Source organism: Halorubrum sp. B53, assembly GCF_059752395.1.
Map to the genome: position 1 here is coordinate 337,296 of NZ_MWTH01000015.1, position 12,905 is coordinate 350,200.

At 72.6% G+C, this 12,905-nt stretch carries 12 protein-coding genes; 8 read left to right on the plus strand and 4 right to left on the minus strand.

Annotated features, from left to right (window positions below; genetic code table 11):
* The first annotated feature begins 459 nt into the window (after window positions 1-459).
* The 3 genes from endA to B4V06_RS14315 all read left to right on the plus strand — a co-directional run bounded on the left by endA (window position 460) and on the right by B4V06_RS14315 (window position 2,756).
* A complete protein-coding gene (gene endA / locus B4V06_RS14305; RefSeq protein ID WP_498170333.1) occupies window positions 460-1,656 on the plus strand; it encodes a tRNA-intron lyase in 1,197 nt (398 codons plus the stop codon).
* 103 nt (window positions 1,657-1,759) lie between these two features.
* Window positions 1,760-2,362 (plus strand): LURP-one-related/scramblase family protein, encoded by a 603-nt coding sequence (locus B4V06_RS14310; RefSeq protein ID WP_498170334.1) that lies wholly within the window; start codon window positions 1,760-1,762, stop codon window positions 2,360-2,362.
* Window positions 2,363-2,546: 184 nt separating this feature from the next.
* Window positions 2,547-2,756, plus strand: coding sequence for a hypothetical protein (locus tag B4V06_RS14315; RefSeq protein WP_123112665.1), 210 nt, complete (start codon window positions 2,547-2,549; stop codon window positions 2,754-2,756).
* 33 nt (window positions 2,757-2,789) lie between these two features.
* Here the strand turns inward: B4V06_RS14315 and serS are convergent, their stop codons facing one another.
* From serS to B4V06_RS14330, 3 genes are all read right to left on the minus strand, one after another.
* Window positions 2,790-4,160: a serine--tRNA ligase gene (gene serS, locus B4V06_RS14320; RefSeq protein WP_498170336.1), complete on the minus strand. Its 1,371-nt coding sequence runs from the start codon at window positions 4,158-4,160 to the stop codon at window positions 2,790-2,792.
* A gap of 146 nt (window positions 4,161-4,306) precedes the next feature.
* Window positions 4,307-4,546 carry a DUF6199 family natural product biosynthesis protein gene (locus tag B4V06_RS14325; protein ID WP_123112667.1) on the minus strand — a complete coding sequence of 80 codons (240 nt, stop codon included), beginning with the start codon at window positions 4,544-4,546 and terminating at the stop codon, window positions 4,307-4,309.
* 56 nt (window positions 4,547-4,602) lie between these two features.
* Window positions 4,603-5,112: a DUF8162 family protein gene (locus tag B4V06_RS14330; protein WP_498170338.1), complete on the minus strand. Its 510-nt coding sequence runs from the start codon at window positions 5,110-5,112 to the stop codon at window positions 4,603-4,605.
* A gap of 83 nt (window positions 5,113-5,195) precedes the next feature.
* Between B4V06_RS14330 and B4V06_RS14335 the strand changes: the two genes are divergently transcribed.
* The 5 genes from B4V06_RS14335 to yciH all read left to right on the plus strand — a co-directional run bounded on the left by B4V06_RS14335 (window position 5,196) and on the right by yciH (window position 11,831).
* Window positions 5,196-6,554, plus strand: a complete 1,359-nt coding sequence (locus B4V06_RS14335; protein WP_498170340.1) for a dihydroorotase — start codon at window positions 5,196-5,198, stop codon at window positions 6,552-6,554.
* Window positions 6,555-6,863: 309 nt separating this feature from the next.
* Window positions 6,864-7,853 carry an AAA family ATPase gene (locus B4V06_RS14340; RefSeq protein WP_498170342.1) on the plus strand — a complete coding sequence of 330 codons (990 nt, stop codon included), beginning with the start codon at window positions 6,864-6,866 and terminating at the stop codon, window positions 7,851-7,853.
* Window positions 7,854-7,859: 6 nt separating this feature from the next.
* A complete protein-coding gene (locus B4V06_RS14345; protein WP_498170344.1) occupies window positions 7,860-9,050 on the plus strand; it encodes a DUF58 domain-containing protein in 1,191 nt (396 codons plus the stop codon).
* Window positions 9,047-11,380 carry a transglutaminase TgpA family protein gene (locus B4V06_RS14350; protein ID WP_498170346.1) on the plus strand — a complete coding sequence of 778 codons (2,334 nt, stop codon included), beginning with the start codon at window positions 9,047-9,049 and terminating at the stop codon, window positions 11,378-11,380. The genes B4V06_RS14345 and B4V06_RS14350 overlap by 4 nt, the downstream gene beginning before the upstream one ends.
* Window positions 11,381-11,537: 157 nt before the next feature.
* Window positions 11,538-11,831 carry a stress response translation initiation inhibitor YciH gene (gene yciH / locus B4V06_RS14355; protein ID WP_004596695.1) on the plus strand — a complete coding sequence of 98 codons (294 nt, stop codon included), beginning with the start codon at window positions 11,538-11,540 and terminating at the stop codon, window positions 11,829-11,831.
* A gap of 106 nt (window positions 11,832-11,937) precedes the next feature.
* Here yciH and B4V06_RS14360 read toward each other — a convergent pair whose 3' ends face one another.
* Complete coding sequence (locus tag B4V06_RS14360; RefSeq protein WP_123114838.1) at window positions 11,938-12,771, minus strand: geranylgeranylglycerol-phosphate geranylgeranyltransferase; 834 nt, start codon at window positions 12,769-12,771, stop codon at window positions 11,938-11,940.
* Window positions 12,772-12,905: the final 134 nt, after the last annotated feature.

The following is a 12,905-nucleotide window of genomic DNA, read 5'->3' on the forward strand; positions in this document are numbered from 1 at the left end:
CTGGGGAGGTGTGAGGCTGCGGTGCTGTGCGGTGGGTGGGGACTCAAAGGGGCAGCCGCGAGGGCGGCGCAGACGACGTAAGCAGCGTGGCGCGTAGCGCCACGGGCAGCCGGCGGCGAAGCCGCCGGCGACACCGCAGGGAGCGAACGGAGTGAGCGACCGAGGAGCGCAGCGAGTGTGCGACCGAGGAGCGCAGCGAGTGTGCGACCGAGGAGCGCAGCGAGTGTGCGCCGCCCTCGCGGCTGGGGCTTTGGAGGTGTTCCCCGCATCACCGGCAGCTATCTATAAGCGAGCGGCTGGGGTTCTGAAGCCGTTCGTCGCAGCGTCGTCGATCGTTTATAAATACTCGACCGCAACATCCAGATTCACTTATAAAATATTGCTCTCCCGACCAGAGGCTCCGGAATCGCGCGAGTACCGACCGCAACCCCCTTACCCCGCCCGGGCCCGCCTTGGAGTATGCAACCGACAGGGCACCTGCGCGGCGACGCGGTCCGCGTCGCCGGCGACGCCCGCCAGCGCTTCCACGACTCCCGCGGCTACGGGCGCCCGCTCGACGGGAACGAGATCGCGCTCTCGCGCGTCGAGGCGGCCCACCTCCTCTTCCGCGGCGACCTCTCCGGCGTCGCGCTCGCCCCCGACGCCGACTCCGTCGGCTTCGAGCGCTTCTTCGTCGAGAGCGCGGCGGCGGCCGACCGGTTCGCGGTGCGGTACCTCGTCTACTCCGACCTCCGCGACCGCGGCTTCTACCTCTCGCCCGCCCGCGAGCCGTGGCCCGGCGGGAGCGTCGGCGTCGCCGACGCGGTCGACTTCGTCGCCTACGAGCGCGGCTCGACGCCCGACACGGGCGACGTGGAGTACCCCGTGCAGGTCGTCGGCGAGCGCGAGTCGCTCCCCGCGGACGGGCTCGCCGGGCGCACCCTCGCGGTCGTCGACGAGGAGTCCGACATCACCTACTTCGCGGCGACGGAGGGGCGAATCGAGGGCGCGACCGACTACGACCCCCCGGAGCGCCTCGACGGGGTGCTCCTCTCCGACCGCGTCGTCGTCTGGGACGCCCCCGAGGCCCTCTACGAGCGCGGCTTCTACGGCCAGCCGCTCACCGGCCGCGCGGCCGCCGTCGAGGGGGCGCTCCAGCTCTCCCTCGTCGAGGCCGCGTCGCTCGCGGGCGACGGCGTCCTCTCGCTGTCGGCGTCGGTCGGGACGGCGGGCGGGGCCTCCAGTGAGGCCGACGCGGAGCGAGTCGGCCCCGCCGCGGAGCCCGACGGCCCCGCCGCCGCGGTCGTCGCCCGCGGCCGCGACGTGGAGGGCGAGCGCTTCGACCGCCGGCTCGCGGTTTATAAACGCCTCCGCGCGGCCGACGCCGTCCCGAAGACCGGCTTCAAGTTCGGCGCCGACTTCCGAACCTACCTCGACGTGGAGACGGTCGAGGACCTACCGCACTCCGAGCACCTCGTGCGCGTCGTCGACGCCGACCACCGCTTCTCGCCCCGCGAGCTGTCGCTCGACGTGCGGCTCGCGGGCGGCGTCCGCAAGGAGATGGTGTTCGCGCTGACGGCGGTCGGGGACGACGGCGGTGACGGCCTCGGAAACGCCGACGACGCGGTCCGCGACGCCGACGTCGAATGGCTCTCGATCACGCGGTTGACGCCCTGACGCGCGAGCGGCCGACGCCCCGACGGGCGCCGGCGGGGCCACCCGCCGCCGCCCCGGCGAGACGAGCGGAACGGTTTTCCGACGCCTGATTCTCTTGCCGGCCATGAGCGAGCACTCCGTGTTCCCCTCCGACTCGGACGCCTACGACATCTCCACGGTCGACCTCGACGACGACCGCTACGAGGTCAAACAGTCGGCGATCCGGAACAAGTACGCCGTCCGCGACAGCGCCGGCGACGTCGTCCTGCGCGGGAAACAGAAGATGTTCAAACTGAAAGAGGAGTTCCCGTTCGTCACCGGCGACGGCGACGACGCCTTCTCGGTGAAGGCGGGCGGCGTCATCGACATCGGCGGGAACTACGCCATCGTCGATTCGGGCACCGGCGAGGAGGTCGTCGTCCTCGACGAGGACTACTCGCTGTTCGTCGAGAACTGGACGATCCGCGACCCCGAGACGGGGGAGGCGCTGGCGACCATCAAGTCGAAGAACAAGCTGATGGCGGGGCTCCGGCACCTGATCTCGGTCGCGAACCTCGTCCCGAACAAGTACGAGATATTCGACGCCGACGGCGGCCACGTCGGCGACATCGAGGGGAAGTTCTCGCTGCGCGACGCCTACACGGTCACCATCGACGACGCGAGCGACGTGCCGAAGGAGGCCGTGGTCGCCGCCGCGTGCATCCTCGACGCCTTGGAGAACCAGTAGCGACCCCGCCCCGTCTCCTCGCTCCGTCCCCTCGTCCCTCGCACCTCGCTCCGTCCCCTCGTCCCTCGCACCTCGCTCCGTCCCCTCGCCCCGTCGCGAGAGCGCCGAACCGGTGCCGACGTGGTCCCGTGCGGCGCCTTCGGAAGAGGAAAGAGCTATACTCGGATGCCCCGAGCGTGACCCCATGCAGCTGCCCGAGGCGTTCGATCGGTCCATCGCCCTCCGTCAGTCGATCGTCTACGTCGCGGCGTTCTGTACGGTCTTCGCGATTTTCTCGTACTTGGCCGAGGGAAGCGTCCCGCTCGGCGTGGCGACCGGGTTCGTGATGGCGGCCGCCCTGATCGGGTTCTACGCGTGGAACGGGGAGCTGGGCGTCCCTCCCCAGGAGGAGTGACCCGCCCCGAGCGACCGGAGGGCCTCGGGTCGCTTACTCCCCGCCCAGCTTCGTCTCGCCGACCGCGTCGTGGCCCTCGATGACTTCGGTCCCGCCCATGTACGGGCGCAGCGCCTCGGGGACGGTGACAGTGCCGTCGTCGTTCTGGTAGTACTCCAGGATGGCGACGACGATCCGCGGGACCGCGAGCCCGGAGCCGTTCAGAGTGTGGAGGTAATCGGCCGACTCGTGGTGCTCCTCGCGGTACCGAATCTGCGCGCGGCGCGCCTGAAAGTCCTCGAAGTTCGAAACGGAGGAGACCTCCAGCCAGCGGCCGCCCCGCTCGGGGCCCTCGTCCATGTCGTCGGCGGGGGCCCACACCTCGATGTCGTACTTCTTCGCCTGCGTGAACCCGAGGTCGCCGGTGCACATCTCCAGGATGCGGTAGGGGAGCTCGAGGCGGCGCAGCACCTCCTCGGCCTCGTCGACGAGCCCGTCGAAGCGCTCGTCGCTCTCCTCGGGCCGGACGAAGTTCACCATCTCCACCTTGTTGAACTGGTGGACGCGGACGATCCCGCGCGTCTCGGTGCCGTGCTCGCCCGCCTCCTGCCGGAAGTTCGGCGTGTACGCCTGATACTTGAGCGGGAGGTCCTCGCCGAGCAGGATCTCGTCGCGGTGGAGGTTCGTCACGGGCACCTCCGCGGTCGGGAGCAGCCAGAGGTCGTCGTCGTCGTACTCGTCCTCGTTCGTCCCCTCGACCCGGTAGGCGTCCTCGGTGAACTTCGGGAGCTGTCCGGTACCGCGCATCGACGCCGAGTTGACGGGGATCGGCGGGAACACGTCCGTGTACCCCTGCTCGCGGTGGACGTCGAGCATGAACTGGATCAGCGCGTGCTCTAACCGGGCGCCGTCGCCCTTCGCGACGTAGAAGCCGCCGCCGGCGACCTTCGCGCCGCGCTCGAAGTCGAGGATCTCGAGGTCCTCGCCAAGGTCGTAGTGGGGCTCCACGTCGGCCGGGAGCTCGCGGAGGTCGTCGAACCCCTCGCGGCGCCGCTCGACGTTCTCCGACTCGTCGGCGCCGACCGGCACCGACTCCTGCGGGATCTGGGGGAGCTCGAGCAGCGACGCCTCCAGTTCGGCCTCAAGCTCGTCGGCGCGCTCCTCGACCCCTTGGAGCTCCGACTTGAGCTCTTGGGAGCGTTCGATCGCCTCTTGGGCCGCCTCCTCCTTGCCGGCCCCTTTGAGCTCGCCGATCTCCGAGGAGACCTCGTTGCGTTCGTGGCGCAGGTCGTCCCCGCGGCTCTTCAGCTCCCGCCACTCCTCGTCGACGTCGAGTATCCGGTCGAAGTCCACGTCGACGCCCTTGTTGGCGAGCGCCTCGCGGACGACCTCGGGGTTCTCCCGGACGAACTGTCGAGACAGCATTTATCGGGGATTCCGCGGGGCGACTCAAAACCGTATCGGAGCGTCGGTATCAGTTGGCACGGATCGCAGGGCGGGCTCGGCGGGGGCGGTCTAACCTAAAAATCCCGAGGGCGGAACTCACGAGAGCGAACGGCCGGATCGCCGTCTCAGGGGATGAACGCGAAGTTCGCGACCACCATGAGGAGCGCGAGTCCGGCGACGACAACGCCCATGATCCGCATCATCAGGATCCGCGTGTCGCTCGGCTCGATCCGCTGCGTCGAACCGTCCGGCGAGCGCGTCTGCCAGGAGGTCATGCGTCGGGGGAACGCCGCCATCGCCAGCGCGCCCGCGGCGACGAGGAGGGGGACGGCGACGAAGAACAGTCGGAAGGGTGCGGGGAACATGTCCGAGCGATGGCGACGCGACTCAACAAAATCTTACGGTGTCGACGGACGCGCCGTCAGTACCCGCCCGGCAGCGCCATCCCGACCGCGAGCGCGACCAGCGACACCGCGGCGACGACCGCGTACCACAGCCCGGCGGCGACGAGGACGGCCCACGTCGAGGCGCCGTAGCCCGTCGGGTCCCAGTCGACGCCGAGCCGCGGGAGCCCGGCCGCGGCGACCGCCGGGGCGACGAATCCCACGAGGACCCCGCCGAACAGCGCGGTGTCGAGGAACCCCTCGCTCCAGCCGGGACCGGCCGAGTCGACGAGCGCGACGGTGAGGGCGACGCCGGCGAGGTACGGGACCGAGAGCGCGAGCGCGACGCCGACGTACGAGGGGACGAGCCGCCCCGCCGGCGGGAGAGCGCGGAACAGCGCCCGGAACCGCGCCGCGATCAGGAAGGGCGTCCAGAGCACGGCGGCGACCGTTCCGGGGAGGGCGAACAACGCGATCAGCGAGAGCCAGCCGATCGCCGTATCGACGACCGCGGGGAGGGCGGCGACGCTGGCGGGACCGAGGGCCATACGCCATCTCTCGTCGGACGTGTCAAACGCTTTGTGGTGACTCGAACCACACGGTTTAAGCGGCGCGCCGCGAGCGCGTACCCATGCTCATCACGGGCGCGGAGCTGGCCGACGGGCGAGTCCGCGACGTTCGGATCCGAGACGGGACCATCGACGCGGTCGAACCGACGAGCGCGGGCCTCGACCCGGACGCGGGCGAGCGCGTCGTCGACGCCCGCGGGCGCCACCTCCTGCCCGGCGCCGTCGACGTGCACGTCCACTTCCGCGAACCGGGCGGGAGCCACAAGGAGACGTGGACCTCCGGCTCGCGGAGCGCCGCCGCCGGCGGCGTGACGACGGTCGTGGACCAGCCGAACACCTCGCCGCCCACGGTCGACGGCGACGCCTTCGACGAGAAGGCAGCGCTCGCGGCCGAGTCGCTCGTCGACTACGGGATCAACGGCGGCGTCACGGGCGAGTGGGACCCCGAGGGCCTGTTCGAGCGGCCCCTGTTCGCGCTCGGGGAGGTGTTCCTCGCGGACTCGACCGGCGACATGGGGATCGCCGTCGACCTGTTCGAGGACGCGCTCGCCGAGGCCGCCGCCCGCGACGTCCCCGTCACGGTCCACGCGGAGGACGAGACCCTGTTCGACGAGCGCGCGCTCGACGGCGACCTCGGCGGCGCCGGCACCGCGGCGACGGCCGACCCGTGGTCCGCCTACCGGACCGCCGAGGCGGAGGTCGCCGCGGTCGAGCGCGCCCTCGGCGCCGCCGCCGAGAGCGACGCGCAGGTCCACATCGCGCACACGTCGACGCCCGAGGGGATCGACGCGGTCGTAAAGGCCCGGGAGGAGGCGGGCGCGTCGGGGGACTCCGTCGCCCCGCCCACCTGCGAGGTCACCCCGCACCACCTCTTCCTCTCGCGCGAGAACGCCGGCCGGCTCGGCACGTTCGGCCGCATGAACCCGCCGCTCCGGTCAGAGGAGCGCCGCGCCGGGGTGTTCGAGCGCCTCCGCGACGGCGACGTCGACGTCGTCGCCACCGACCACGCGCCCCACACGGTCGCCGAGAAGCGTCAAGGGCTCGCCGAGGCGCCGAGCGGCGTTCCGGGCGTGGAGACCCTCTACCCGCTCCTCTTAGAGTCCGTGCGCAAGGGCGATCTCGCCTTGGAGCGCGTCCGCGACGTGGTCGCCGCCAACCCCGCGTCGATCTTCGGGATCGGCGCGAAGGGGCGAGTCGCCGCGGGCACCGACGCCGACCTGGTCCTCGTCGACCTGACGAACCCGCGCGAGGTCGAGGCGGGCGCGCTGCACAGCGCCTGCGGCTGGACGCCGTTCGAGGGGTTACAGGGCGTCTTTCCGGAGCTGACGCTCGTCCGCGGCGAGGTCGTCTACGAGCGCGACCCCGTCACGGGAGCCGAGTCGTTCGGCGAGCCGGTCGGCCGGAACGTGCGGGAGTCGTAGAGATGGCGGAGCCGGACAGAGATCGAAGCGACTGACGCCCGTGTCTGCGGACGACGACTGACGCCCGTGTCTGCGGACGACGGCTGACGCCCGTAACCGCGGCCGATATCGGACGTGTACGGGGACGACACCTCGGCGGAACGCATATGCCGTTGCTATCCTAAGCGGGGCCATGTCGATGATCGTGGGTACCTCTGTCACGGGGGGCGGGACGCCCACACAGACGGGTCGGGTCGCGCCGCCGGGCCGACCCGCGCGGCCGGGTCGGACCGATCGGAGCGACCGGACCGCCGCGAGACGGGCGCCGACATGACCGACGCCGCGGGGACCGGTCCGGGCGGGGTCGACGCCGACGGAGGGAAGGGAGACGGACACCGGCCGATGGCGCCCGAAGAGGTCGCCGCGCTCGCCGAACGCGTCGCCGACAACGTCGAGGAGGTGATCGTGGGAAAGCGGGCCGCGGTCGAACACGTCGTGGTCACGGTCCTCGCCCGCGGGCACCTCCTCGTGGAGGACGTGCCGGGGGTCGGGAAGACCACGCTCGCGAAGGCGGTGTCGCGCTCGATCGACGGCTCGTTCAAGCGCGTCCAGTTCACCCCGGACCTCCTCCCGGCCGACGTCACCGGCGTCAACGTGTTCAACCGGCGGACGGACGAGTTCGAGTTCCAGCCGGGCCCCGTCTTCGCCAACGTCGTCCTCGGCGACGAGATCAACCGGGCCCCGCCGAAGACGCAGTCGGCCCTGCTCGAGGCGATGGAAGAGGGACAGGTGACGACCGACGGGGAGACCCGGGCGCTCCCGGACCCCTTCTGCGTGATCGCCACGCAGAACGACGTCGAGCCCGGGCAGACGTACGAGCTCCCGGTGGCCGAGGTCGACCGGTTCACGAAGAAGATCCGGCTCGGCTACCCCGACACCGACGAGGAGGCCGAGATAATCGGGCGGATGGCGGGCGACCACCCGGTCGACGCGGTCGAGCCGGTCGCCTCGATCGAGGACGTGCGGCGCGCCCGGGCGGCGGTCGCCGACGTCGACGCGACCGAGCCGATCCGGGAGTACATCGCGCGGCTGGCGACGTACACGCGGCGGAACGCCCGGCTCGGCGTCAGCCCGCGGGGGAGCCTTGCACTGCTCCGGGCCGCGCAGGCGCGGGCCGCGCTCGACGGCCGCGGGTACGTGGTCCCGGACGACGTCCAGGCGGAGGCACCGACCGTGCTCGCGCACCGCGTCCGCTCCGACTCCGGAACCGACGGGGAACAAGTGATCGAGGACGCGCTGAACCGGACGAGCGTGGAGTGATCGCTCATGTCGTCGCCGACCCTCACCCGTCGCGGTCGCGTCGTCGCCGCGGTCTGCGTCGTCGGCGTCGGCATGGCGCTGGCGGCCGGCGGGCGGTCGCTGGAGGCGGTCGTCCTCCCGAGCGCCGTCGCGCTCGCGGCGGGGTACGTCCAGCTCGTCCGGATAGACGAGCCCGCGGTCAGGCGGACCCTCCCGTCCGAGGGGTTCGTCGGCGAGGGCGGCGAGGTCCGCCTCGCGTTCCGCGGTCGCGGGACGAACGGCGTGGTGTCGCCGACCTACGTCGCCGACGTCGACGACGCGCTCGACGACGGGCTGGAGGGGCCGCCGGGGCCGGTCCGCACCTCCGTCGGCGACGCCCCCGCGACGTACCGCGTCCGCTACCGGCGCCGGGGCGAGCGGCGCTTCGGCCCCGTCACGGTGACCGCGAGCGACGTGTTCGGGCTCTTCGAGCGCCGGACGGTCGTCGAGGAGTTCGACACGGCCCTCGCGTACCCGGCGTGTCGAGAGATTCCGCCGTGGCTCCGGCGAGCGCTGTACGCCGACGACGCCGTGGGAGCGAGCCGGCGGCGCGAGGAGTTCGACCGCCTGCGCGAGTACGCGCGCGGCGACCCCCTCCGCGACGTCCACTGGCCGGCGACCGCGAAACACGACGAAATCGTCGTCAAGGCGTTCGCCGCGGAGACGGAGCGGGGTCGGGTGGCGATCGCCGGCGAGGCCGGCGGCGGACGGGAGAGCGCGGGCGGGCGGAAGAGCGCCGGCGACCGAGCGCCCGCCGACGCGCTCGCGAGCGCGGCCGCCAGCCTCGCGCTCGCGCTGCTGGACGACGGCGTGCCGGTCGACCTGACGCTCCCCGGCGGCGAGGTCTCGGTCGATCCGGGCCGTCGGGGGCGTCGGGCCGTGCTCGAGCTGGCCGCGCGGACCGGTCCCGGATCGGGCGGCGTCGAGGAGGCGGACGTCCGCGTGGTCGCCGACGAGAGCGGCGCCCGGTACCGCGTCGACGACCGGGCCGTCGCGTTCGGCGACGTCGCGGGAGGGACGGTCGGCGGGGCGGTCGAAGAGACGGTCGGCGGGGCGGTCGAAGAGACGGTCGGCGGGGCGGTCGGGGAGACGGTCGTCGACGCCGCGAGTGACGTTGCCGACGAGGCGACCACCGAGGCGTCCGTCCCGCGGGAGCGAGACGGGGTGATCGGCCGATGAGAGGGCCGTCGCTCGGCGACCGCGGCGGGTCTGACCGGGGCGGAACGTTCCGGAGCCGCGGCCGAGGCGGGTCGGACGCGGACGGGAGATCCGCCGTCGACGGCGGCCTTCGCGGGTGGCTGCGGGCGGTCGTCGACCCGCCGGTGGTCGGCGTCGCCGTCGTCACCGCGGCGTACCTCTCCGTGTTCCTCGCCGCGACGGACGTGGTCGGGGGGACCGGCCGGACCGCCGCGGCCGTCGTGCTCGCCGGTGCCGCCGGCTTCGCGCTCGCGCGATACGTCGGCGAGCGGGCCGCGCTCCGGCTGACGGTCGCCCTGTTCGCCGCAACGCTGGCCGGGTACTACTTCGCGATCCCGGCGAGTCGGCGCGCGGTGTTCTCGGTCGGTCGGGTCGCGGTCGACGTGGTCTCCCTGTTGACCGGGCTGTCGATACTCCGCCTCGCGCTCGCGGACGTGTGGGTGCTCGCGATCGCGCCCGTCCCGACGTTCCTCGTCGGCTACCTCGTCGGCCGCGGGCGACACGTCTCGGTCGCCGGGGTGGCCGGGGGCACGCTGGGGTTCCTCGTGCTCACGGGGGACGCGGGCGGGACGGCCACGCTCGCCGGGGTCGTCGGCGTCGCGCTCGCGGCGGGGCTCTCGACGCTGTCGATGCCGGGCGGGATCCGGGACCACGGCGACACCCTCGCCGCGGTGTTGGCGGCGATGATACTCGTGAGCGCGACGCTCACTCTCCTGCCGGCCGGCGCGGCCCAACCGTGGGGGCTCGACCGCGGCACCCCGACGCTGGAGTCGTCGCTCGACGCGGACGACGAGGTGGCCGTCGTCGGCCCGACGCGGCTCTCGCCCGAGGTGCGCTACACGATCGAGAGCCCGGTCGCGGCGAACTGGCACGCCGGCGCGTACGACACCTACACCGGCGACGGCTGGGTGCGGTCGGGCGAGCAGTCGCCGCTGGAGGGGCCCCTCGACGGGCCGCCGGGCGACGCGACGGCGGTGAACACCACGATCACCGCCGAGACGGCGTCGCCGTCGCTGCCGGCGCCGTGGCAGGTCGTCGACGTGCGAGGGCCCGCGGCGCAGACGGCTCGGGTGGACGAGCACGGGACGCTCCGGCTCGCCGAGCCTCTGGGCGCGGGCGAGTCGGTCACGGTCGAAAGCCGAGTACCCGCCGCCTCCCCCACCGAGCTGCGGAACGCGGGCACCGACTACGACCGCGCGATCGAGGAGCGGTACACGCAGCTCCCCGAGAGCACGCCGGACCGGGTCGGCGAGCGCACGGAGGCGATCGTCGCCGCCGCCGGCGCGGAGACCCCGTACGATCAGGCGGTCGCGATCGAGCGCTACCTGCGCTCGGAGTACGAGTACTCGCTGACGGTCCGGAAGCCCGACGGCGACGTGGCCGACGCGTTCCTCTTCGAGATGGACGCCGGCTACTGCGTCTACTTCGCGACGACGATGGCCGCGATGCTGCGCTCGCAGGGGGTCCCGGCGCAGTTCGTCACCGGGTATTCCGAGGGCGAGCGGGTCGGCGAAGACGAGTACGTCGTCCGCGGGCAGGACGCCCACGCCTGGGTGAAGGTGTACTTCCCGGAGCACGGCTGGGTCGCGTTCGACCCGACCCCGGCGGCCGAGCGCGACGAGGCCCGGACCGCGCGGCTCGCCGACGCGCGAGCGGCGGGCGACGAGGACGTCGACGTGCCGGCCTCCGAACCCGGTGAGGCGACCCCGGAGATCGTCCCCGAGACCGAGGGGGACTCGACCGAGGAAGCGAACGACGGCAACGCGACGGCGGCGACCGGCGACGGCGCGGCGGGGGACGACGTGGCCGCCGAGAGAGGGGCCGCGCCGGGGCAGGGCGCGCTCACCCGCGGCGCGGTCGCCGGCGAGCCCGGGGCGGGCGGGAACGACTCCCCGCTTCCGTCGGTCGAAGCGGTCGCGTACTGGCTGTTCGCGGCCGTGATCGGCGTCACCGGCGCCCGGCGGTTCGGCGTCGGGGCGCGGGCACGCCGCGCCGTCCGGCTCCGGCTCCCGCGGGTGCGGCCACCGTGGAGTCGCGCCGACCCGACCGCCGACGCGAAGCGGGCGTTCGCCGACTTGGAGCATCTGCTGGCCCGTCGCTATCGGGAGCGCCGCGCCGGGGAGACCCCGCGGGCCTACCTCGACGCCCTCCGGCTCCGCGGACTCGACGAGCGTGCGCTGACCGTGGGCGAGGCGTACGAGCGGGCGACGTACGCCGGGACGGTGACGCGCGCCGAGGCCGACGAGGCGCGCCGGACCGTCCGTCGGCTGGCGCTGGAGGGGACGCCGGTCCTCGGGCGGCTGTTCGCCTGACCCGCTCGCGCCGCCCCGCGGCTCCGGTGCCGGACGGGATCGGCCCGAGACTCCCGCGCACGCCGTCGCTCGACCGGACGAACCGACCGCGACGGGCGTCCGCCGCGGTCGCACTCCCGACACTATTTAATACGGTCACCCTGTAGGTTCGGCCGTAATGTCGGAAGTCTGCTCGACGTGCGGACTGCCCCAGGAACTCTGCGTCTGCGAGGACGTCGCGAAAGAGTCCCAGCAGATCAGCATCCGCATCGACGAGCGCAGGTACGGTAAGGAGGTAACGGTCATCGAAGGATTCGACCCGAAAGACGTCGACCTGAGTTCCCTCTCGTCGGATCTCAAGTCGAAGTTCGCCTGCGGCGGCACCGTCGAGGACGGCGCCATCGAGCTGCAGGGGAACCACTCGGGCCGCGTGGAGGACTTCCTCCGCGACAAGGGCTTCAACGTCGCGTGACCGCCACCTGACCGTCCGCCGTCGAGCGATCCACGGATTCGATTTTTGAACGATCTCGTTCGAGGAGCCGCGGCGCCGCGAGCCGTGGCGTTCTCCGAACGCTTATTTAAATGAGAAGCGCCGCCCGCCCGACGACGAACGCGACCGCCGCGAGGAAGGTACCGTATTTGAACCGGCGCTGCGCGGCCGCCGGGTCGCCGAAGCTCTCGTAGGCGGCGTACAGCATGACCGCGTCGGCGACGGCGACGAGGAGGAGGTAGACGCCGCCGAAGGTGCCGAGGAGGTACGGGACCGGGCTGGCCGCGACGGCGACGAGGAGCGCGGCGGCCCCCACCCGCAGCGCGCGCTCCTCGCCGATCGCGATGGGGAGGGTGCGGAGCCCCTCCTCGCGGTCGCCGGCCACGTCCTCGACGTCTTTGATCACCTCGCGCGTGAACGTCGAGAGCCCGGCCAGCAGCGCGAGGACGACGACCGCCGCGGGGGCGCCGACCGCGGCGCCGCCGAACAGGAACGTCGAGCCGACCAGGTAGGAGACGAGGGCGTTGCCGAGCCCGGGCGTCCCTTTAAAAACCGTCGTGTAGGTGACGAGCGCGACGAGGTTGACGGCGGCGATACCGATCGCCAGCGGCGGCAGGAGGACCGCGAACGCGACGGCGACGAGGAACCAGACGACGGCGACGGCGAGCGCCCCCCGGGCCGAGACGGCGCCGCGCGGAATCGGGCGGTCAGGTCGGTTGACGGCGTCGATCTCGCGGTCGAAGTAGTCGTTGATCGCGTTGCCCGCGGCGACCGCGAACGCGGTGACGACGGCCGCGACCGCCGCGGGGACGACGGCGCCCGCGGCGCCGGCGACGAACGCGCCCGTTCCCGTGAGGACCGCGGCGGCGACGCAGTTCCCCGGCCGCGCCAGCTCCGCGACCCCGCGCGCTGTGTCGTTCACGTCGTCTCGCATCACCGCGGCGCGCCACATAAACGACCCGGGATTCGAGCGAGGGGGCTCCGTCGGCGCCGCGCGATTCTCTCCGCTCGGAATCAGCCACGAACGTTTATGACGTGTGCAATAAAAGAACGCGT

Bases quoted from the DNA above. Each gene is read 5' to 3' on its own strand.
- B4V06_RS14340 (WP_498170342.1), top strand. From the start codon at position 6,864: ATGACCGACGCCGCGGGGACCGGTCCGGGCGGGGTCGACGCCGACGGA.
- endA (WP_498170333.1), top strand. From the start codon at position 460: ATGCAACCGACAGGGCACCTGCGCGGCGACGCGGTCCGCGTCGCCGGC.
- B4V06_RS14325 (WP_123112667.1), bottom strand. From the start codon at position 4,546: ATGTTCCCCGCACCCTTCCGACTGTTCTTCGTCGCCGTCCCCCTCCTC.
- B4V06_RS14345 (WP_498170344.1), top strand. From the start codon at position 7,860: ATGTCGTCGCCGACCCTCACCCGTCGCGGTCGCGTCGTCGCCGCGGTC.
- B4V06_RS14310 (WP_498170334.1), top strand. From the start codon at position 1,760: ATGAGCGAGCACTCCGTGTTCCCCTCCGACTCGGACGCCTACGACATC.
- B4V06_RS14330 (WP_498170338.1), bottom strand. From the start codon at position 5,112: ATGGCCCTCGGTCCCGCCAGCGTCGCCGCCCTCCCCGCGGTCGTCGAT.
- B4V06_RS14335 (WP_498170340.1), top strand. From the start codon at position 5,196: ATGCTCATCACGGGCGCGGAGCTGGCCGACGGGCGAGTCCGCGACGTT.
- serS (WP_498170336.1), bottom strand. From the start codon at position 4,160: ATGCTGTCTCGACAGTTCGTCCGGGAGAACCCCGAGGTCGTCCGCGAG.
- B4V06_RS14350 (WP_498170346.1), top strand. From the start codon at position 9,047: ATGAGAGGGCCGTCGCTCGGCGACCGCGGCGGGTCTGACCGGGGCGGA.
- yciH (WP_004596695.1), top strand. From the start codon at position 11,538: ATGTCGGAAGTCTGCTCGACGTGCGGACTGCCCCAGGAACTCTGCGTC.
- B4V06_RS14315 (WP_123112665.1), top strand. From the start codon at position 2,547: ATGCAGCTGCCCGAGGCGTTCGATCGGTCCATCGCCCTCCGTCAGTCG.